At 60.9% G+C, this 20,356-nt stretch carries 17 protein-coding genes; 6 read left to right on the plus strand and 11 right to left on the minus strand.

What is annotated here, in order from left to right:
* Position 1: 1 nt before the first annotated feature.
* From VF285_RS13965 to metE, 7 genes are all read right to left on the minus strand, one after another.
* Positions 2–1,246, minus strand: a complete 1,245-nt coding sequence (locus VF285_RS13965; RefSeq protein WP_346953241.1) for a uroporphyrinogen-III C-methyltransferase — start codon at positions 1,244–1,246, stop codon at positions 2–4.
* Positions 1,247–1,264: 18 nt separating this feature from the next.
* Entirely contained in the window at positions 1,265–2,023 is a 759-nt protein-coding gene (locus VF285_RS13970) for a uroporphyrinogen-III synthase (RefSeq protein ID WP_346953242.1), read from the minus strand.
* A gap of 5 nt (positions 2,024–2,028) precedes the next feature.
* Positions 2,029–2,970: a hydroxymethylbilane synthase gene (hemC, locus tag VF285_RS13975; RefSeq protein WP_346953243.1), complete on the minus strand. Its 942-nt coding sequence runs from the start codon at positions 2,968–2,970 to the stop codon at positions 2,029–2,031.
* Positions 2,971–3,157: 187 nt separating this feature from the next.
* Positions 3,158–4,039: a succinate--CoA ligase subunit alpha gene (sucD, locus tag VF285_RS13980; RefSeq protein WP_346953244.1), complete on the minus strand. Its 882-nt coding sequence runs from the start codon at positions 4,037–4,039 to the stop codon at positions 3,158–3,160.
* A 19-nt stretch (positions 4,040–4,058) separates the two neighbouring features.
* Positions 4,059–5,219: an ADP-forming succinate--CoA ligase subunit beta gene (sucC, locus tag VF285_RS13985; RefSeq protein WP_346953245.1), complete on the minus strand. Its 1,161-nt coding sequence runs from the start codon at positions 5,217–5,219 to the stop codon at positions 4,059–4,061.
* 77 nt (positions 5,220–5,296) lie between these two features.
* Entirely contained in the window at positions 5,297–5,857 is a 561-nt protein-coding gene (locus VF285_RS13990; protein ID WP_346953246.1) for a DUF2889 domain-containing protein, read from the minus strand.
* A 116-nt stretch (positions 5,858–5,973) separates the two neighbouring features.
* Entirely contained in the window at positions 5,974–8,271 is a 2,298-nt protein-coding gene (gene metE, locus VF285_RS13995; RefSeq protein ID WP_346953247.1) for a 5-methyltetrahydropteroyltriglutamate--homocysteine S-methyltransferase, read from the minus strand.
* 102 nt (positions 8,272–8,373) lie between these two features.
* On the opposite strand from metE, the gene VF285_RS14000 reads away from it, so the two are divergent.
* A complete protein-coding gene (locus VF285_RS14000; protein WP_346953248.1) occupies positions 8,374–9,297 on the plus strand; it encodes a LysR family transcriptional regulator in 924 nt (307 codons plus the stop codon).
* A 66-nt stretch (positions 9,298–9,363) separates the two neighbouring features.
* On the opposite strand, the gene recX is transcribed toward VF285_RS14000, so the two are convergent.
* Both recX and recA read right to left on the minus strand, forming a co-directional pair.
* A complete protein-coding gene (recX, locus tag VF285_RS14005; RefSeq protein WP_346953249.1) occupies positions 9,364–9,822 on the minus strand; it encodes a recombination regulator RecX in 459 nt (152 codons plus the stop codon).
* A gap of 4 nt (positions 9,823–9,826) precedes the next feature.
* Positions 9,827–10,906, minus strand: a complete 1,080-nt coding sequence (gene recA / locus VF285_RS14010; RefSeq protein ID WP_346953250.1) for a recombinase RecA — start codon at positions 10,904–10,906, stop codon at positions 9,827–9,829.
* A 206-nt stretch (positions 10,907–11,112) separates the two neighbouring features.
* On the opposite strand from recA, the gene VF285_RS14015 reads away from it, so the two are divergent.
* The 4 genes from VF285_RS14015 to VF285_RS14030 all read left to right on the plus strand — a co-directional run bounded on the left by VF285_RS14015 (position 11,113) and on the right by VF285_RS14030 (position 16,124).
* On the plus strand, positions 11,113–11,814 hold the full coding sequence (locus tag VF285_RS14015) for a response regulator transcription factor (protein ID WP_346953313.1): 702 nt from the start codon (positions 11,113–11,115) through the stop codon (positions 11,812–11,814).
* Positions 11,815–11,825: 11 nt separating this feature from the next.
* Complete coding sequence (locus VF285_RS14020) at positions 11,826–13,265, plus strand: sensor histidine kinase (protein ID WP_346953251.1); 1,440 nt, start codon at positions 11,826–11,828, stop codon at positions 13,263–13,265.
* A 50-nt stretch (positions 13,266–13,315) separates the two neighbouring features.
* Positions 13,316–14,944, plus strand: a complete 1,629-nt coding sequence (locus VF285_RS14025; RefSeq protein WP_346953314.1) for an MFS transporter — start codon at positions 13,316–13,318, stop codon at positions 14,942–14,944.
* 277 nt (positions 14,945–15,221) lie between these two features.
* Positions 15,222–16,124 (plus strand): recombination-associated protein RdgC, encoded by a 903-nt coding sequence (locus VF285_RS14030; protein ID WP_346953252.1) that lies wholly within the window; start codon positions 15,222–15,224, stop codon positions 16,122–16,124.
* 4 nt (positions 16,125–16,128) lie between these two features.
* Here VF285_RS14030 and VF285_RS14035 read toward each other — a convergent pair whose 3' ends face one another.
* Positions 16,129–17,421: an aspartate carbamoyltransferase gene (locus tag VF285_RS14035; RefSeq protein WP_346953253.1), complete on the minus strand. Its 1,293-nt coding sequence runs from the start codon at positions 17,419–17,421 to the stop codon at positions 16,129–16,131.
* 144 nt (positions 17,422–17,565) lie between these two features.
* Positions 17,566–18,993, minus strand: a complete 1,428-nt coding sequence (locus tag VF285_RS14040) for a tetratricopeptide repeat protein (protein ID WP_346953254.1) — start codon at positions 18,991–18,993, stop codon at positions 17,566–17,568.
* Between the two features lie 99 nt (positions 18,994–19,092).
* On the opposite strand from VF285_RS14040, the gene VF285_RS14045 reads away from it, so the two are divergent.
* Positions 19,093–20,322 (plus strand): ABC transporter substrate-binding protein, encoded by a 1,230-nt coding sequence (locus VF285_RS14045; protein ID WP_346953255.1) that lies wholly within the window; start codon positions 19,093–19,095, stop codon positions 20,320–20,322.
* The last annotated feature ends 34 nt before the right edge of the window (positions 20,323–20,356 follow it).

Consider the following 20,356-nt stretch of genomic DNA (forward strand, 5'->3'; position numbering starts at 1 on the left):
TTCAGACCTTGCCGGCCGATGAGGTTGCAGGCGAGACGGCAGGCGACGGACTCGCCGGCTGGTCGCTGGTCGAGTCACCACCATCGCCACCCTGACCTGGAGAGGCGTCATCGGCTTCAGCCGCCTCGCGAGCCGCTGAAATGGCCTGCAAGGTGTTGTCTACCGTGGGCAACTGAATTTCAATCGCCGTATCGTGAAGTTCGCGGGCAATCTTCAGCGCCTGACGCGAAGACTCGGCGTGCATGTCATAGCGGTGATCCACGGCCTGTGCCACCTTATCCAGCTCGGCTTGCCAAATCTTGGGCTGATGCATCATGAGCGCGAGCTGTGCCGTCACGATGCGCTGCTTGAGTCCTTCGCGAAAACGCAAGGCCTGGTCAGGCGACATAAGCAAGGCTGCCGTGTCGCCCACGCGCCGAATGTCGAACAGACCCCGCAAGTCGTGAGCGATCGCCGAGGCACCATCCGAGGTCCACGCCCAGGCATCGGCAGCGGCGGCCCGCCAGCCCTTGGCAGAGACATTGGACGACTGATTCGTACCAGCCACCGGACTTTCAGCCGGGGCAGGATTGGGTACCGGTTGTGCAGCCGCGTCGGGCACCAGCAGGGGAGCCGTAGCGACGAGACCAGAGAGCTGTTCCAGCCGACCGGACAGCGCGGGCACATTGATGGTAGCTACCGCGCGCAGTCGATCGAGATCGCCGTTGAGCGTCTGCTGCAACGCGGCCAAACTGGGGCGATTGGCGCGCGCAAGCTGTGCCTGTGCGGCTTCCAGGGAAACGATGGCATTGGCTACATTGCCGCCCAGCCCGAGTTGTTGCTGGGCAATCGTCACGAGGCGGTCAATGTCGTTGAGCAGCATCAGATCGGAACCGCTGTCGGTCATCATTTGCAGCGCCTGCTCGAGGTCCTGCACCTGATTGCCTGTGGTCTCGAGCGTACGCTGCAGGTCATCGATCTGAGACGCCTGCTGCTTGGCCAGCGCCAGTGCCTGGGACGCCTGAGACTGGGATTCCTGCACCAGCCGCACGCTATCACCGTGCTGACGGATCAGATCCGCGCGCAAAACCCGGTACTGTTGCTGCTGATAATAGAGCGCACCCGCGAGTATCAGCGCCAACACGATCAGCCCCACGATCATCGTCACGGTGCCACGTCTGGAAGCTGAAGAAGTCTTGCGGGAGCCCGATGAAACAGGGGTGGACTCGGCAGAAGAATCAGACGGGCTGTGCGCAGTGTCGGTCATGGCGTCTTTGGAGTCCTTCTAGTGAGACAGACGGGAAGCGTTCAATATAGCGTGAAACAGCGAAACGTCATCTGCAGCACTCAGCTTGACCTGTAACGCACCTGCAGGCTTGTCCGCGTACTGGCATTGTAGCTGCCGCTCCATACGCGCGTGCAGCGTCACGGCCCGCAGAGCGTCCGGCCAGCGCAAGCCATGATGGCGCAGGCTGGCATCGATGGCATCCAGTGCTTCGAGGCTGGTCACCAGCAAAATGCATTGTGGATCCTGCGCCAGCACCCTGCACGCAGAAAAATCCATCACGACAGCGGTGCGTTCGTACAGGGCGTGACACGTCACGTGCCAGCCGCGCAAACGCAACTGCTCGGCCATCCAGTCGCGTCCGCGCTGCGCCCTCAGGATATGGGCTTGTGCCGGCGCAAGCTCTTGAGCCTGGATGACAGACAACAGCGCTTCAGAGTCGCTTGCCGCATGCATCGACGGTGCCAGGATTTGTGCGTCTGGCACGTGAGCCCGCAAGGCGTCTCTCGTGGCGCCCCCCACGGCGGCAGCCCAAGCCTCGCAAGGCCAGTCAGCCCTTGCGACTGAGAAATATGCGTCGACGGCCTGGCGGCTGACGAACAGATACAAATTCCCCGGCTCTGGCAAGGGCCTGGGCGTGGGCAGCACGTGAATACTCAACGCGGGCGCCTCGTACACACTCAGCCCTGCTTCAATCAGGCGACTGGCCAAGGAGTCGTTACGTCCACGCGGACGCGTCAAAAGGGCAATGGATGACACTCTGACTACACAGGGGGCGCCAGATGCGCCAGAATTTCCTGCGCCCCCTGATCCAGAAGGTCCTGAGCCACCAAATCGCCCAGGCGCTCGGCGTCGTCCACGGGACCGGTTCTTTGAGCCTTGACAACGCGCGTTCCATCGACCTCGGCCACCAAGGCCCGCAAAAACAGCTCACCGTCGCGCAACACCGCATGAGCCGCCAACGGCACCTGACAAGACCCCCCGAGTCGCCGGGATACGGCCCGCTCGGCCCTGGTGCAAGCGGTCGATTCAGCGCTTGCCAGAGGTGCCAGCCAGGCACGCACATCGGCACGGGAGGACAGTGTCTCGATACCCAATGCGCCCTGCCCCGCAGCCGGAAGGCTGAGATCGAACGGAATCACGGCGCGGATGCGAGCGCCCAGGCCCAGGCGCTGCAGACCCGCTGCCGCAAGGACGATGGCCGAGTAATCCCCTCGGTCCAGCTTGGTGAGCCTTGTGTCCAGATTACCCCTGAGCGGCTTGACGGCCAGCTTCGGAAAATGGGCCCGCAACTGGGCCTCGCGCCGCAGGCTGGAGGTTCCCACTACGGCGCCCTCGGGTAATTCGTGCAGTTCACTCACAGTGTTGGAAACCAGCGCGTCGCTAGGGTCGGCTCGCGCCATGACGGCCGCCAAGACGAAAGGATCACCCAACTGCATGGGCACGTCCTTGAGGGAATGCACGGCAAGGTCGGCCCGCCCGTCGAGCAGAGCGACTTCGAGCTCCTTGACGAACAAACCCTTGCCGCCCACCTTGGACAGGGTGCGGTCCAGGATCTGATCGCCACGCGTCGTCATCTCGAGAAGATCCACCCGGCAATCAGGATAAAGCGCCCGTAAGCACTCTTGGACATGACGCGCCTGCCACAAGGCCAATCGGCTGGCGCGAGTGGCGATGACGAGCTTTGAAGGATGAGATGTGGTCATGCGGTAATCAGCGAAAGAACCAGTCGCAACACCAGGCCAATGGCAGCCAGGAAAATGAGGCCTTGAAGCAAAGTGGGACGTTTCATGGAAACCCGTAAAAAAACGAAAGGGCCCGCAAGGCGGGCCCCGGCGTCGGAGCAGGCCTGGCGAAGGCCCGCTTGGCATCCCTTACAGGATGCCTCTCCGATTACAACACGCTTTTGAGCAACTTGCCCATTTCAGACGGGTTGCGTGTCGTGCGGATACCGCAGGCTTCCATGGCCGCCAGCTTGGCCTCGGCCGTGTCGGCACCGCCCGAGATCAGCGCACCCGCGTGACCCATGCGTTTGCCAGCAGGTGCGGTCACGCCCGCGATAAAGCCCACCACAGGCTTCTTCATGTTGTCTTTGGCCCATTGCGCCGCATTGACTTCATCCGGGCCGCCGATTTCGCCGATCATGATCACTGCGTCGGTGTCGGGATCGTCATTGAACATCTTGAGCACGTCAATGTGCTTGAGGCCATTGATGGGGTCGCCACCGATGCCAACGGCGCTGGACTGCCCCAGCCCGAGTTCCGTCACCTGCCCCACGGCTTCGTAGGTCAGGGTGCCAGAGCGGCTGACGATGCCGATACGGCCCTTGCGGTGAATGTGACCCGGCATGATGCCGATCTTGATTTCGTCCGGCGTAATGAGCCCGGGGCAGTTGGGTCCCAGCAGCAGCGTCTTGCGATTTTGATCGCGCATGCGGTTGCGCACTTCGAGCATGTCGCGAACCGGGATGCCTTCAGTGATGCAAATGACCAGGTCCAGATCGGCCTCGACGGCCTCCCAGATGGCACCCGCAGCCCCCGCGGGCGGTACGTAGATGACCGACACGGTGGCACCGGTGGCTTGTTTGGCATCTTTGACGGAAGCGTAGATGGGCACGCCTTCGAAATCCTGCCCGGCCTTTTTAGGATGCACACCGGCGACGAACGCCGCGCGGCCGTTGGCGTATTCACGGCAGGCGTGGGTGTGGTACTGACCGGTCTTGCCCGTAATCCCTTGGGTAATGACCTTGGTGTCCTTATTGATCAGAATCGACATGTTTGCTTTCCCTCGATGCTTATTTTGCAGCGGCAACGGCAGCCGTCGCGGCCTCGGCCATGGTGTTCGCACTGATGATGGGCAGGCCTGAGGCCGCCAGCATCTTCTTGCCCTGTTCTTCGTTGGTCCCCTTCATGCGCACGACCAAAGGCACGCTCAGGTTGACCGCCTTGCAGGCAGCGATCACGCCTTCGGCAATGACGTCGCAACGCATGATGCCGCCGAAGATGTTCACCAGAATGGCTTTCACACCCTTGTTCTTCAGCATGATCTTGAAGGCTTCAGTGACCTTCTCGGCCGTGGCACCACCGCCCACGTCCAGGAAGTTGGCCGGAGAGCCACCGTAGAGCTTGATGGTATCCATCGTCGCCATGGCCAGGCCTGCGCCATTGACCAGGCAGGCAATGTTGCCATCCAGCTGAATGTACGCAAGACCGAATTCGCTGGCCTGGACCTCGGCAGGATCTTCTTCGTCCAGATCGCGGTACGCCATGATTTCGGGGTGACGAAAGAGCGCGTTGGCATCGAAATTGAACTTTGCGTCCAAGGCCTTGATGCCGCCATTGCCTTCCAGGATGAGCGGATTGATTTCAGCCAGCGAAGCGTCGGTTTCCCAATACACCTTGTAGAGCTTCTGGAATTCGGCGGCTGCGCGCCCTACCGAGGCTTCTGGCACGCCGATACCGCGAGCCAGGCCGGCTGCATCGGATTCGGTCAGGCCGGTCAGGGGATCGACAAAGACCTTGAGGATTTTCTCGGGCGTCTTGGCGGCGACTTCTTCGATTTCCATGCCACCTTCGCTGGAGGCCATGACACACACACGCTGCGAGGCGCGGTCCATCACGATACCCACGTAATATTCTTTCTTGATGTCGGCGCCTTCTTCGATGAGCAGGCGCTTGACCTTCTGTCCTTCGGGGCCAGTCTGGTGCGTGACCAGTTGCATGCCCAGGATTTCGGAGGCCAGAGTACGCACTTCGTCGATGGAGCGCGCAAGTTTCACGCCGCCGCCCTTGCCCCGGCCACCTGCGTGAATTTGGGCCTTGACCACCCAGACAGGACCACCCAGTTTCTTGGCTGCCTCAACGGCCTCTTCGACCGAGAACGCGGGAAAGCCGCGCGGGACAGTCACGCCAAACTTCTTCAGCAATTCCTTGCCTTGATATTCGTGAATTTTCATGAGTTACCTGTCAGTGAAGTAAAAGAGAAGCCCTCAGCGCGCCGCTTCGACGCAGGGTTACGGCCAGGGTCAAGAACCTAGCCACCTTCGTGGTCTGTCCCAGGCGGAACATGCCACGACGGATAATACTTTTGCACAACCGGCCCATCGACCCGCAAGGCATGACAGCCATCGAGTTGAAAAGGTCGCTTGCCCGGTTCTTCGTGCCTGCGGCCTGCCATGGTCTGGACGGCCACGGTAGGGAGCACATTGGTGAGTTCGGTGACGTGGGTGCACCCGGCGGTCCGCCCGAAGCGTTCGCGCACCTCGTGCCGAAACTGGCGCAGCAGGTTCAAGCCCACCAATGCCTTGTAATCGGGCGCAATCGCGCTGCAGAATTCGCCGTAGGGCGCAGCGTCGTACACGACTTCGGCATCGCGAATGGTAAATTTGTCGTCGATGGTGACGCGCAGGTGCATGTCGTGCACCGGTTCACCGGCCTGATGCAGTTCCCCACCCTGGAAGACGAAGTCGTAAGCCTTGACGTCGACCAGTTCTGCTTCGATGTCAAAAAGCCCATCCTCACGCACATAAGAATGCACGCGAATGGTTCGCGTATGAAGGGGCTGGCGGCTGCACGCAGGGGCAGACAAAGGCATGTAGGTTCGAAAAGCGAATTGGACTCAATCTTTCGATTATAACGTGTATGCGCACACGCCTATCGCAGGCTCCAGGAGTCCCTGCCCCAGCCCTCGCGAGCCGGGGCGAGCTCTTCTCAGGCCGCTTCGCGCAGGCTGTGGGCAGCGTGCACCATCGCCGCCAGGGCCTCGCGGGTCTCCGGCCAGCCTCGGGTCTTGAGCCCGCAATCCGGATTCACCCAAAGGCGCTCAGCGGGTAAACGCTGTGCGGCGCGGTGCATGAGATCCACCATCCAGCGCTCTTTGGGCACATTGGGCGAGTGAATGTCATACACCCCCGGTCCGATGTCATTGGGGTAGGCAAACGCCTCGAAGGCTCCCAACAGCTCCATGTTCGAACGCGACGTCTCGATGGTGATGACATCGGCATCCATGGCGGCGATCGCTTCAATGATGTCGTTGAACTCCGAATAACACATATGCGTGTGAATCTGCGTGTCGTCCTGCACCCCGCTCGTCGTCAGCTTGAAACTGTCCACAGCCCAGTCCAGATAGGTTGTCCAGCGGTCATGACGCAATGGCAGGCCTTCACGGAAGGCCGGTTCGTCGATCTGGATGACGCGAATGCCCGCTTTTTCCAGATCCAGCACTTCGTCACGCAAGGCGAGCGCGATCTGGCGGCAGGTCTGTGCGCGCGGCTGGTCGTCGCGCACGAAGGACCATTGCAAGATCGTCACGGGCCCGGTGAGCATCCCCTTGACAGGCTTGTCGGTCAACGACTGGGCATAGGCGGACCAGGCCACGGTCATGGGAGCCAGGCGTGCCACATCACCGAAGATGAGCGGCGGTTTCACACACCGCGAGCCATAGCTTTGCACCCAGCCAAAACTGGTAAAGGCAAAACCCGCCAGCAGCTCACCAAAGTATTCAACCATGTCATTGCGCTCAGGTTCGCCGTGCACCAGCACGTCCAACCCGACTTCTTCCTGGAACCGGACCACGCGTTCGATTTCGGCGCGGATCGCCTTCTCGTAGGCGGCATCCGTCAGCGAGCCCGCCCGCCAGTCGTGACGCAAAGCCCGTATTTCAGGGGTTTGAGGGAACGAGCCTATGGTAGTCGTCGGGTAAGCGGGCAACGCCAGGCGCTTCTGCTGGCTTGCGATGCGCTGCGCAAAAGGCGTGCGCTCGCGCTCGATCGAGGCTGCCTGTTGCATGCGGCGGGCCACGTCGGCGCGATGGATGCGGTTCGACGTGGCACGATCGGCGACAGCCGCCCGGGCCGCCTTCAGGGCGGCCTGGTCGCTCTCGGTGGCGTTCCCGTCGACCAGCACCCGCAGGAGCCGCAGCTCGTCGAGCTTCTGCACCGCAAAGGACAGCCAGCTGCGCAGCTCTGCATCCAGGCCGGTTTCCAGCGCCAGATCCATCGGAGAGTGCAGCAACGAGCACGAAGGGGCCAGCCAAAGTCGATCCTGCAGCACAGCCGCCGCCTCTCGAATCTGCGCATGGACATGATCCAGGTCTGCCCGCCAGACGTTGCGCCCATTGATCACGCCCAATGACAGGATTTGCTGCGGCTGCAGAGCCGCCAACACTGCCGTCAGCTGTTGCGGATCACGCACCAGATCCACATGCAAGCCCTGCACCGGCAAGGTGCGAATCACGTCCAGATTCAGGCTCACGCCCTCGAAATAGGTGGTGAGCAGAAGCTTCAGCCCCTGCTGACTCAAGCGCGAATACACTGTTGCCAGGGCCTCACGCCAGGATTGAGGCAACTCCAGCGTCAGAATCGGCTCATCCACTTGCACCCATTCGACCCCCTGCTGCGCCAGGCGCTGCAGGACCTGCTCATAGACAGGCAACAGACGGGAAAGAAGATCCAGCTTGCGGGCATCGACAGCACCGGCGTCGTAGGCATCTCCCTTGCCCAGCCACAGCCAGGTCAGTGGTCCAGGAATGACCGGGCGCGCCTTGAAACCCTGCGCTTGTGCCTCGGTCACTTGCGTGAACAAGGAATCGCGAGCAATGCGGAAGGTCTGCTGTGGATGCAGCTCGGGCACGATGTAGTGGTAGTTGGTATCGAACCATTTGGTCATCTCGCACGCCGCAGCCGGGGTTCCCGATGGAGCACGACCCCGCGCCATGCGAAACAGCGTATCAAGCGTGACGGGAGAGTCTTCGGCCTGACCAAAGCGCGCAGGCACTGCGCCCAGCAGCGTGGTCCATTCCAGGATGTGGTCGTACCAGGCAAAGTCGCCCACCGGGACGCACTGCAACCCCGCCCGAGCCTGAATCTGCCAATGGCGGGCCCGCAACTCACGCCCCGTCTCCAGCAGCTCGGATTGGCTGATTTTTCCGGCCCAATACGATTCCTGAGCACGCTTGAGCTCGCGCGCGGTTCCAATACGAGGGAAACCCAAATTATGAATTGTCGTCATGAAGATGAACTTTTACATTAGAATCTTTCAATGAACAATATTCTGCACTAGGAACATCCAAATAAAAAATCAAATCCCGCACTCTTTAATTGAAAAAAATTCATGATAGAAGTTCGTCACCTTGAAACCCTATTGGCCATCCGCGACGGCGGCAGTTTGCAGGAAGCCGCCGAACGGCTCCACTTGACCCAGTCGGCACTCTCGCACCAGTTACGTGATCTCGAAGTCCGGTTGCAAACACCGCTGCTCAACCGGCGCACTCGCCCTGCGCGCCTGACGACGGCAGGGCTGCGGTTGGTGGCACTGGCCGAAGACGTATTGCCGCGCATCCGCGCCACTGAGCACGAGTTGCGCCGACTCGCTGCCGGACGCGCCGGCAGGCTGCATGTGGCCATCGATTGCCACTCCTGCTTCCAGTGGTTGATGCCGACACTGGATGCCTTTCGTCGTGACTGGCCCGAGGTCACGCTGGATCTGACGGCCGCGTTCTCATTTGCTCCACTCCCCGCCCTGGCACGAGGCGATCTGGACGTGGTCATCACCTCGGACCCGGAACCCATCGCAGGCGTGCAGTACCGCGCGCTTTTCGCCTATGAATTAGTGCTGGCCGTCTGCAGCAACGGGCCGCTGGGCCATGCAAGTCGAATCCAACCTGAGGACCTGGCCGAACAGATTCTCATCACCTACCCGGTGGAGAGAAGCCGGCTCGACATCTTCACCGTGTTTCTGGACCCGGCGGGCGTGGAGCCCGCCGCCGTTCGCACGGCAGAACTCACCCCCATGATCGTGCAGCTGGTCGCCAGCGGCCGTGGCGTCACGGCGTTGCCCAGCTGGGCCTTGGCGGAATATCGAGACTTGCCCGGGCTCACGATCTGCCATCTGGGCTCAGGGGTCTGGCGTACTCTGCATGCAGCGGTACGAGACGAAGACATGGAAACGCCCTACGTGCAGGCATTTCTGGATCAGGCACGGCGCACCTGCTTTGACACTTTGCCAGGCATTCGCGCGGCCGACGACAGGCCCTAGCCGCACCGCACCGCCACGTGGCAGGGGGAGCGCCCCCCTGCCCGGTGTTGGGGGGCCAAGGGTGTTTCAGGCGTCGTCGTCGGACCGTCCACCCAGCACCCGCCGGATGCTGTCGGCAGAAAAACCACGCCCCGCCAAAAACCGGTATTGCCGTGCATGGTCTCGGGCATCGACCGGGACGACCCCGAAACGCCGCTGCCACACGGCGCGCGCGCGCTCGAGCTCGGTGTCTTGCAACGACCCACGCAAAGAGGCCAGCTCGGTGTCGGCAACGCCTTGCTGACGCAGCGACTGCAGAATACGCAGAGCACCCTGCGACGCCGACTTGCGGTGGACATAGGCCTGTGCGTAACGTGTGTCGGATTGCCAGTGCTCGCGCGCCAAATCGTCAAGTACCGCCTCGATTTCGGCTGCGTCATCACTGTAGCTGGCCAGCTTGCGACGCAATTCCAGGCGCGAGTGTTCGCGCCTGGATAGGTAGCCTATGGCCCGAGCCTTCAGGCTCGGGCCGCTCTGTCCGAACACCGGATCAGTCGCCCTGGCTGGCCGGTTCGGCCGTTGCAGGGGCTACCGCAGCCGGCTGCACGCCAGCACGGGGGGCAACGCCCAGTTGCTCACGCACGCGGTTTTCGATCTCGAAAGCCATATCGGCGTGTTCTTTGAGGTAATCACGCACGTTGTCCTTGCCTTGCCCGATACGATTGCCTCCGTAGCTGTACCAGGCGCCGGACTTTTCGACGATGCCGGCCTGGACGCCAAGGTCGATGATTTCGCCTTCGCGCGAGATACCCGCACCATACATGATGTCGAATTCGACCTGCTTGAACGGTGGCGCCACCTTGTTCTTGACCACCTTGACCCGTGTTTCGTTGCCGACGACCTCGTCACCCTTCTTGATGGAGCCTATGCGGCGGATATCGAGGCGCACAGAAGCGTAAAACTTGAGGGCGTTGCCCCCCGTCGTGGTTTCGGGGTTGCCGAACATGACCCCGATCTTCATGCGGATCTGATTGATGAAGATCACCATGCAGTTCGCGCGCTTGATGGTAGCCGTCAGTTTGCGCAAGGCCTGGCTCATGAGCCGTGCCTGCAATCCCGGGAGGGAATCGCCCATGTCGCCTTCGATTTCGGCCTTGGGAACCAGCGCAGCCACCGAGTCGATCACGATGAGGTCGACCGAACCCGAGCGCACCAGCGCATCGGTGATCTCGAGCGCTTGCTCGCCCGTATCGGGCTGCGAGATCAGCAGGTCTTCAAGACTGACCCCAAGCTTTGAGGCGTATTGAACGTCGAGCGCGTGCTCTGCGTCGACAAAAGCGCAGGTGCCGCCAATCTTTTGCATTTCGGCAATGACCTGCAGCGTGAGCGTGGTCTTGCCGGATGATTCAGGACCATAGATTTCGACCACCCGACCGCGTGGCAAGCCCCCTACCCCCAATGCAATATCCAGACCCAGCGAACCTGTGGATACCACCTGGATGTCGTGTTCAACCTGGTTGTCGCCATAGCGCATGATGGAGCCCTTGCCAAACTGCTTTTCTATTTGCGACAGCGCGGCAGCCAGCGCTTTGGCACGTTCAGTGTTGGCCTTGCCGGTGCGTTCGTCCATACGGGTTCCTTTAGAGAAGATGCGTTTCGGGAAATTATGGCATTAAATTATACTGTATGAAAATACAGTCAAGACAAAACCAGCACACAATACTGGCACACCTTGCCCAGCGTTTACCCTAAATGACCGCAAGCAAGGTTGCGTGTCAGAATGCAACTTCCAAGCTTCTTCTGCCTCGTCACCACTACAAAAACGTCACACCCGCCATGCGTATCCTGATTGCCGAGGACGACAGCATTCTCGCGGATGGGCTCTCCCGATCATTGCGCCACGAGGGCTATGCGGTGGACGTCGTCAACGACGGATCCAGCGCCGACTCCGCGCTGCAATTGCAATCCTTCGACCTGCTCATCCTCGATCTGGGCCTGCCCAGCCTCAGTGGCCTGTCGGTCTTGCGCAGGCTTCGTCAGCGTGGCACGCCGCTGCCCGTCCTCATCCTGACAGCGGCCGATTCCATCGAACGGCGGGTCGAAGGCCTGGACCTGGGCGCCGACGACTACATGTCCAAGCCCTTCGCGCTCACCGAACTCGAAGCACGGGTGCGCGCACTCATTCGACGTCACGGCGGTTCACGGGCGTCTACGCTGCTTCACGGACGGCTGGTCTTCGACCTGAACGGGCGGGTAGCCAGCATCGACGGCATCCCACTCGAACTTTCGGCCCGAGAAACCAGTCTGCTCGAAATCTTCCTTTCGCGCAGCGGCCGCATGATCAGCAAGCACCAGCTCGTCGATCTGCTCTGCGAATGGGGCGAAGAAGTCACCACCAACGCCATTGAAGTCTACATTCACCGTCTACGCAAAAAAATCGAGCCCGCCGGCGTCCGAATCCTCACCGTGAGAGGCCTGGGATACTGCCTGGAGCCCGAACACCGCAGCCAGCCCGTCGAAGTGCCGGCTGCTGGCTGAGCACACAGGGGATGTCCACCCACTTCGCCCGCTCCCGCCGCTCCAGCCACCGCACGCTGCTGGGGCGCATCCTGCTCTGGATGATCGTGCCGCTCTTCGCTCTGTGGTCGATCGGCATCGTCATCACGTACTTCATCTCGCTGAACCTGGCCAATTCACCTTACGACCGGACCCTTTCCAGCCACCTGAGGCTCCTGCGCCACGAAGTCGAGCAGCAGCACCTCAACCAAGGGATCGCGCTTTCTGGATCTGCTCGCACCGTTCTGGCTGGCGGGACCGACGATACGCCGACCACCTGGCAAATCCTGGACGCCAATGGTCACCTCGTAGCGGGTAACGCGCACATTCCCACCCCGGAGAACTGGGGCTACGATATCGATCAAGTGCACTTCCGCAACGCTCAGATCGGCCATCAGTCGGTGCGGATAGCTTACGTCTGGGGGGGCCGCGATCAGGCCGGAAGCGGCTTTCTCGCCGTCGTCGCCGAGCCCGCCGAAGCTCGCGCCACGCTCCAGCAAGAAATCCTCACGGGTATGCTCACCCCGCAGCTCATCATCCTGCCGCTTGCGGCAATGCTCGCTGGCCTGGGCCTGACTCAGGGCCTGGAACCCTTGAGCTTGCTGCAAGAGCTCATGCGACGGCGCAAGCCTGGTGATTTGTCTCCCATCCGGGACGATCTCGCGCCCGCCGAGATCGTCCCCCTCATCGACGCCATGAACGACGTCCTGCAACGTCTGGAGGCGTCCCTGGAATCTCAGCGGCGGTTCGTTGCCAACGCCGCACACCAGCTCAAGACCCCCCTGGCGGGGATACGAACTCAATGCGAAGTGGCGCTGCGCGAACACGATCCGGCGCAAGTGCGCGCCAGCCTGCAACAGCTCGTCACGGGATCTCAACGCGCCACACGCCTGGTCAATCAGCTGCTGTTGCTGGCGCGAGCCGAGTCCATCGATCCGGGGCAATCGCGAACCACCGAATTGCTGGACCTTTGTGCGCTGGCTGAAGACTGCACGAGCCAATGGGTGAGCGCAGCGCTGGAGCGCAACCAGGACCTGGGGTTTGAAGCCAACGACGAACCCCTCCCCGTTTTTGGCAACCGCACCATGATTCACGAACTGCTCAATAATCTGATCCACAATGCCCTGCTTTACACACCCGAAGGAGGGCAGATCACGGTACGCGCTCTGGCCGAAGGCGATGATTGCTGCCTCGAGGTGCAAGACACCGGTCCCGGCATTCCACCCGAAGAACGCACGCGAGTCTTCGACCGCTTCTACCGCATCTTGGGCCAAGGCGCCGACGGCAGCGGGCTGGGCCTGTCCATCGTGCGCGAGGTGGCCGAGCACCACCATGCAACCATCGCCTTCCTGCCTCCCGGCAACCATCAGGACCCGACGAGCGCTGGCACCCGGCTGCGCGTCTCGTTTCCTCGTGACAGGACTCGTCCATGATCCCAGCCCGCACCGCGCCTGCAGACGCCGCAGACGAAACCAAACGCCCCATGACGCACGAAGAGCGCCGAGTCATTCTCGCCTCCTCGATGGGAACCGTCTTCGAATGGTATGACTTCTACGTCTATGGCTCGCTGGCAGCCATTATCGCGCGCCACTTCTTCTCAGGGCTCAACCCTACGGCAGGCTTCATCTTTGCACTGCTCACCTTCGCGGCCGGCTTTGCCGTGCGCCCCTTCGGAGCCCTGGTGTTCGGGCGCCTGGGCGATCTGGTCGGACGCAAATACGCGTTCGTGATCACCATTCTCATCATGGGGCTGTCAACCTTTCTGGTCGGCGTGTTGCCCTCGTCGGCCTCGATTGGCACTGCCGCACCCATGATTCTGCTGGGACTGCGCCTACTGCAGGGGCTGGCGCTTGGCGGAGAATATGGCGGCGCGGCCGTCTACGTAGCCGAACACGCCCCCAACGATCGGCGCGGCTTTTTCACGAGCTGGATACAGACGACCGCCACCACCGGCATGTTTCTGTCCCTGGTGGTAGTGCTGGGCACACGCGCGACGCTCGGAGGCGAAGCCTTCGAGGAATGGGGCTGGCGCGTGCCCTTTCTGATCTCTGTGCTGCTGCTTGTCATTTCAGTCTGGATTCGTCTGCGCCTGCATGAATCCCCCGCCTTCACGCGCATGAAATCCGAAGGGCTCCTTTCACGTGCGCCCATCAAAGAAGCTTTTGGGCGCTGGCGCAACCTGCGCCTCATCCTTCTTGCGCTCATCGGCCTGACGGCGGGCCAGGCGGTTGTCTGGTACACCGGTCAGTTTTATGCGCTGTATTTCCTGACTGAAACGTTGGGGGTAGATGCCAACATCGCCAACATCCTCGTGGCGCTGGCCCTGCTGCTCGCCTGCCCGTTCTTTCTGGTATTTGGCGCGCTCTCTGACCGCATTGGACGTAAACCTCTCATCATGGCCGGTTGCCTGATCGCGATCCTGACGTACTTTCCGATTTTCAAGGGCCTTACCCATTATGCCAATCCTGCGTTGGAACGCGCCCAGGAAAAAGCCCCGGTATACGTGGTCGCCGACCCTGCCGCCTGTTCGCTGCAATTCAACCCCGTGGGCATCGCCTCCTTCACGCGCTCGTGCGACCTGCTGAAATCGTTCATGGCGAGCCACTCCGTGCACTACCTCAACCAATCGGCACCCGCAGGCACCGTGGCCTACGCACGGATCGGTGACCAGCGCATCGATGCCTTCGAAGGCAACCATCTCACACGAATCGAATTCGCCCATCGCGAACAGGCCTTGAAAAAGCAGCTGCGCGACGCGGTGCGCGCCCACGGCTACCCCGACCACGCAGACCCCACGCAGATCAACGCCATCATGGTGCTTCTGCTTCTTTTCTGCCTGGTGCTGCAGGTCACGCTGGTCTACGGGCCGATTGCAGCCTTGCTGGTGGAAATGTTCCCCACACGCATCCGCTACACCTCAATGAGCGTCCCCTACCACATTGGCAACGGTTGGTTCGGGGGGTTCTTGCCACCTGTGGCATTCGCGACGGTGGCTACTACCGGCAATATGTACGACGGCCTTTGGTACCCTATCGGCGTTTGCGCTATGACGCTGGTGGTCGGCACCCTATTCGTGCATGAAAAACGCCATCAGGACTTGAACAGCATCTGATTCCAATGCAAGTAGCCTGTAATTTCTGTCAATTCATTCAGAGTTCAGTCAGCCGGTTACCGCTAGAATAGACGAGTACGCTCGAACGGTTGCAAGGCCGATCTTCCCCTTGATGGCCTAGCCCCGAGCACTTCGGTGTACCGTCATGGCTGCATCCCCCGCGAGCCTTAACACTTGCAACCATGATCGTCTCTCCCGGCCCAGTTCAACTGGGCCGTCTTTTTTTTGGGCTCGCGTACAATCAAGGCCTTTTTCGCCGATCACTCACACCCTTGCCATGTGGTTCAAAAATCTCAAGCTCTACCGTCTCGCTCCTCATGCCACGCTGACGGCCTCCGCCCTGGAAGCCGCGCTGGAGCCCCTGGCCTTTCAGCCGGGCAGCAGCCAGGACAGCCAGGTTTCGGGTTGGGCTTCTCCACGAGACGATGGCGCCTTGGTGTATGAACAAAATGGGCAAATTCTGCTGCGATTGCGCACTGAAAAGAAACTGCTGCCAACCACTGTCATCAATCAGGCGAGCCGTGCGCGCGCACAGGAAATCGAAGACCGGCAAGGCTACAAGCCGGGACGCAAGCAGATGAAGGAAATCAAGGAGCAGATGACGATGGAGCTGCTACCGCGCGCCTTCGTCATCGCCCACGACACCTGGCTATGGATGGATACCCGCAACGGCTGGGTCGCCATCGACGCAGCCGCCACCGCACGCAGCGACGAAGTGCTGGGCCTGCTCGCCAAAACGCTGACCCCATTCCCTATCGTGCCGCTGCACGTAGAGCTCTCACCTGCGACAGCCATGACGCTGTGGCTGTCTGAGGACGAACCACCGGCCGGTTTCACCATCGATCAAGACACCGAGCTGCGATCCACCGGTGAATCCCGCGCCACCGTGCGCTACGTGCGGCAGTCCATCGAGATCGAAGAAGTCCGCCGCCACGTGCAAGCGGGCAAGCAATGCACGCGCCTGGCCATGACCTGGAATGATCGCGTGTCATTCGTACTGACCGACACGCTGGACATCAAGCGGGTGGCACCGCTCGACGTACTCAAAGAAAACCAGGACGCTCAAGTGGCCAACGAGGCTGAACAGTTCGACGCCGACACCGCACTGATGACGGGAGAGCTCGCCCGCCTGCTTGACGATTTGACGGGCGCCCTAGGGTCTGCGCCCGAGGAAAAATAGCGCCTCAATCGACTCCGTGAAACACGCTGTCGTCCGGGCCAATATGCGAAGGCGGCAGCCAGGTCACGTCGCGCAGCGAGTGGTGCACCAGGTTTTCTACCCCTAGCAACACGGCGAAGATTGCCATTCGCACCGGGATGCCGTTGTCAGTCTGGCGAAAGATGGCCAGACGAGCATCGTGGTTGAGGTCCGTACTCAAGTCATTGGCGCCTTCTCGACTATCGCGAGGCAAGGGGTGCATGATAACCACGTCGGGCCCGCAGCAGCTGTCAATGAGCGCCTTATTGACCTGAAAGTCGGCTGTGTAGCCTTCCAATTGCTCGCCGGTGAAACGCTCTTTCTGTACACGCGTGGCGTAGATCACATCAGCCCCTTTGAGCCCGCCTGCCAGATCGTGCGTCTGCTCGATGACGTGGTCGTTGCGGCTCACCTGTTCCAGCACGTAGTCCGGCATCTCCAGCCCTGGTGGCGACACCAAGGTGAACTTCATCCCGCGGTACAGAGCCAGCAGCTTGATGAGAGAATGAACCGTGCGGCCATATTTCAGGTCCCCTGCCATCACGATATGCGCGCCATCGAGCAGCTTTCCGAGGCGCGAAAATTCCGTCAGGATGGTGTAAAGGTCGAGAAGAGCCTGGCTGGGGTGTTCGCCCGCGCCATCCCCCCCGTTGACCACCGGAATGTTCGTGGCAGCAGCGAATTCGGCGACCGACCCCTTGTCGGGATGGCGAATCACCATGGCATCCACATAACCGCTCATCACACGGCTGGTGTCGTAAATGGATTCACCCTTGACCATGGATGAAAACGTGAACCCGGTGGTGTCGCAGACCGAGCCCCCTAGCCGGCAAAATGCGGCGCCAAAGCTCACCCGCGTGCGTGTACTCGCCTCAAAAAACAGGTTGCCCAGCACCGCCCCTTCCAGCACACGCGTCACCTTGTGTCGCCGCGCGATGGGTTGCATCAGATCGGCGACTCGAAACAGCTCTTCGACCGACTCCCGCGTGAATTGGTCCACGGACAACAACTGATGTTTGTTGTTGATCGCGATACGCTCACGCAGAGGACCAGAACGTGCGCTCTGCGCATATTTTTTGAGAAGCCCGTCGTTTTCGACGATTTCCGTCACGAAGCGGCTGACGACCTCTGGCATGGCCCGAGATTCCTGCGAGCCTTCGGGTAACAGCCAAGTATCCAACGCCCTGCGTTTGACACCGATTCGGGCGGCAAACACGTCTCGCGTGAGATTCAAGCGACGCATGGCGTCGCGCAAGAAGACTTGTTGGGCTACGGCCATGATGGCTCCTATATACGCATTGCGCATAATTTTGAGCAAATCATGCCAAAAAAACAAGCATCACGTGGCAATAAACTTAAAAAATCGACGTGCGCGGCGCGGCTGTGGCGGCGTCGCTGCACTCATCTCGGCATGCGGCGAAGTTCAGGACGCCGCCGGAGCACCCTTTGTCGTTTTGACCGACGCAGCCTTGACTTTCATCTGGCCCAATTCACCCGGCGACGCGAGAAGGATCTGGCCAGGCAAGAGATCGTGAGCCGATGACGCCGTCGTGACCAGAGAAAACGAGATAGAAGGCTCGCTTTCATCCAGGAAACGCTGCGTCGCGTCGACCGTAGAAGGCACGTCATCGAGACGCTTCCCTAGCGCAGAGGCAAGGAACCATTGAATGGCCAACTGACTGTCCCAGGGGTTGGCAGCCTTTTGCATGGCAGCAACCCCCATGCGGTACTGCGCCCCAGGATCACCCAGATTGGCAGCGGCCCCCAAAAGCATGCTGGACTGGGCCGGATCTGGGGCCAAAAGCCCCTCTATGCCTTGCGCATACGCGACCCCCACACAGTACAGCGCACGAGGATTGTTGTCTTGCGCCAACCGATTCTGGGTATCGATGTCAGCCTGAGTCTTGATCCCGCAGGTTCGGCTTTCAGCCTGGTCAGCGTTGTTTGCTGCCGTGAGCAAGAGCGTGACTGCCTTCATCAGGTTGACTTTACCCACCCCGAACCCGGTGGCGTACAAGAGGCCCATGACGGCACGCGCACGTTCATTGCCACCCGCTGCGGCCTTCTCGAACGCCTTGACTGCCTGCGTGACATCTTTGGGCAGACCGTCACCCTTCAGGTACATCAGTCCCAGGTTGAATTCTGCATTGGCATCCTTGGCCGCAACCGCCTTGTGATAAAAGTCCAGCGCACGCTCGGGAGACTTGTCGACCCCAGTGCCCAAGGCGTACAACGCGCCCAAGTTGCCGAGTGCCAACGCATCGCGTCCTGCGGACGCCGCTTGGCCGAACCAATAGGCCGCCTGCTTCGGATCCTTTTGCACCCCTTCGCCCAAGGCGTACATGCCGCCTACGCTGTTCTGAGCCGGTACGTAACCGTGACGGGCCGCCGCAAGATACCACTTGAATGCCTGGCTGTGGTCCTTGGATACGCCACGACCCAGGTCATACATGACCCCCAGATTGAACTGCGCACGCGCAAAGCCTTTCTGGGCCGCCGACTGATAAAGCTTGAAAGAACGATCAAAGTCGATTCCGACGCCGCGCCCTTTGTCATACATGTAGCCCAGCCCGTTTTCAGCTACGGCATTACCGGCCTTGGCGGCATCCTCAAACGCTGCGGTCGCCCCTTCGACACTGGCATCCGCACCAATGCCGTCCTGGAGCATGACCCCTACCATGGCCTGCGCGTTGGGCGCGCCCGACTTCGCCAGCGCCTGGTACTGCGTAAACGCAGCCTTGTAATCAGATTGGAGGAAGGCATCCAGCGCCGAGGCCGTCGCCGAGGCCGGTACCGCCCATTGCAGCGCAGCACAGATCACGCCACCTAAAGCAACGCCATAACGAATCATCCGTGTCTTCCTCCAGAAACCCTGTACGCAACAGTGGCTGACAGATTTTGTAACCCGCTCTGCCGCTAGAATACACCGCAATTGCTGATTGGAATCCTCATGAGAACCCCCCTTCTTGGCCTGCTGTTCACCCTTTTGTCTGCCACAGCTGCAGGCGGCCAACCGACCGAACCGCCCATCCGAATCGGCTTCATCACCGACATGTCCGGGGTCTACGCGGACGGCGACGGCCCCGGGGGCGCCGAGGCGATCCGCATGGCAATCGCCGACATCGGCGGTACGGTCAACGGCCGCAAAGTCGAACTCATCGTAGCCGACAGCCGCAACAAGGCCGACGTCTCGGCCGCGCTGGCCAGAGAGTGGTTCGACAACCAGCACATCGATCTGCTGATCGGCGGGACGAACTCGGCCGCCAGCCTGGCCATGTCGGCGGTCGCTGCAGAAAAGAAAAAGCTCTTCATCACCTCCAGCGCAGGCGCTTCGGCCTTCACCAATGAGCGCTGCAACCCCTACACCATCCAATACACCTACTCCACGAGCGGGCTCGCGCGAGGGACAGGGGCGGCAGTCGTCAAGCAAGGCGGTTCAAAGTGGTACTTCCTCACGACCGACTACACCTTCGGGCACGAACTTGAGCACGACACGGCCGCCGTGGTGAAAGAGTCTGGGGGGCAGGTGCTGGGGTCGGTCAACACCCCGTTGGGGACCGCCGACTTCTCATCCTTCATCGTGCAGGCACAGAACTCTGGTGCCAACGTACTGGCACTCGCCAATGCAGGTGCCGATCTGGTGAATTCATTGAAGACCGCCGTGGAATTCGGCCTCACCAAGACCATGACCCCCGTGGGGCTCACCGCGACACTGCTTGATATCCACGCCCTCGGACTTCAGGTGACACAGGGCATGTACTTCACTGTTCCGTGGTTCTGGAACAAGAACCCGGAATCCGAGGCCTGGTCAAAACGATACCAGGCAAAGATCGGCCGCATGCCCACCTACGGCCAGGCCGGTGACTACTCCGCTGCTCGCAGCTACCTGAACGCCGTCAGACAGACCGGGAGCACTCAGGCCGAAACCGTCATCACCTGGCTGAAATCTCACCCTGTCAATGACTTCTTCGTGCACCACGGGGTCATCCGCGCCGATGGCCGGATGATGAACGACCTGACCCTGCTTCAGGTCAAGAATCCATCTGAAAGCGCAGGCCCATGGGATCTCCACAAAGTCGTGGCGACCATCCCTGCCGAACAGGCCTATGGACCGCTGAGTGCATCCACCTGCCCTTACGTACGGCAAGCGCCGCAAAAACATTCCGGGAGCCGGAGTTGACGCCGTGCTAAGGTGAGAGCCAGTCTACAGAGGC

This window comes from Castellaniella sp. (assembly GCF_036379515.1).
Taxonomy (GTDB): domain Bacteria; phylum Pseudomonadota; class Gammaproteobacteria; order Burkholderiales; family Burkholderiaceae_B; genus Castellaniella.

What these genes read in the sequence shown, in the direction of transcription:
- VF285_RS13965 (WP_346953241.1), bottom strand. Translation starts at nt 1,246, where the DNA reads ATGACCGACACTGCGCACAGCCCGTCTGATTCTTCTGCCGAGTCCACC.
- hemC (WP_346953243.1), bottom strand. Translation starts at nt 2,970, where the DNA reads ATGACCACATCTCATCCTTCAAAGCTCGTCATCGCCACTCGCGCCAGC.
- sucD (WP_346953244.1), bottom strand. Translation starts at nt 4,039, where the DNA reads ATGTCGATTCTGATCAATAAGGACACCAAGGTCATTACCCAAGGGATT.
- sucC (WP_346953245.1), bottom strand. Translation starts at nt 5,219, where the DNA reads ATGAAAATTCACGAATATCAAGGCAAGGAATTGCTGAAGAAGTTTGGC.
- VF285_RS13990 (WP_346953246.1), bottom strand. Translation starts at nt 5,857, where the DNA reads ATGCCTTTGTCTGCCCCTGCGTGCAGCCGCCAGCCCCTTCATACGCGA.
- metE (WP_346953247.1), bottom strand. Translation starts at nt 8,271, where the DNA reads ATGACGACAATTCATAATTTGGGTTTCCCTCGTATTGGAACCGCGCGC.
- VF285_RS14000 (WP_346953248.1), top strand. Translation starts at nt 8,374, where the DNA reads ATGATAGAAGTTCGTCACCTTGAAACCCTATTGGCCATCCGCGACGGC.
- recA (WP_346953250.1), bottom strand. Translation starts at nt 10,906, where the DNA reads ATGGACGAACGCACCGGCAAGGCCAACACTGAACGTGCCAAAGCGCTG.
- VF285_RS14015 (WP_346953313.1), top strand. Translation starts at nt 11,113, where the DNA reads ATGCGTATCCTGATTGCCGAGGACGACAGCATTCTCGCGGATGGGCTC.
- VF285_RS14020 (WP_346953251.1), top strand. Translation starts at nt 11,826, where the DNA reads ATGTCCACCCACTTCGCCCGCTCCCGCCGCTCCAGCCACCGCACGCTG.
- VF285_RS14025 (WP_346953314.1), top strand. Translation starts at nt 13,316, where the DNA reads ATGACGCACGAAGAGCGCCGAGTCATTCTCGCCTCCTCGATGGGAACC.
- VF285_RS14030 (WP_346953252.1), top strand. Translation starts at nt 15,222, where the DNA reads ATGTGGTTCAAAAATCTCAAGCTCTACCGTCTCGCTCCTCATGCCACG.
- VF285_RS14035 (WP_346953253.1), bottom strand. Translation starts at nt 17,421, where the DNA reads ATGGCCGTAGCCCAACAAGTCTTCTTGCGCGACGCCATGCGTCGCTTG.
- VF285_RS14040 (WP_346953254.1), bottom strand. Translation starts at nt 18,993, where the DNA reads ATGATTCGTTATGGCGTTGCTTTAGGTGGCGTGATCTGTGCTGCGCTG.
- VF285_RS14045 (WP_346953255.1), top strand. Translation starts at nt 19,093, where the DNA reads ATGAGAACCCCCCTTCTTGGCCTGCTGTTCACCCTTTTGTCTGCCACA.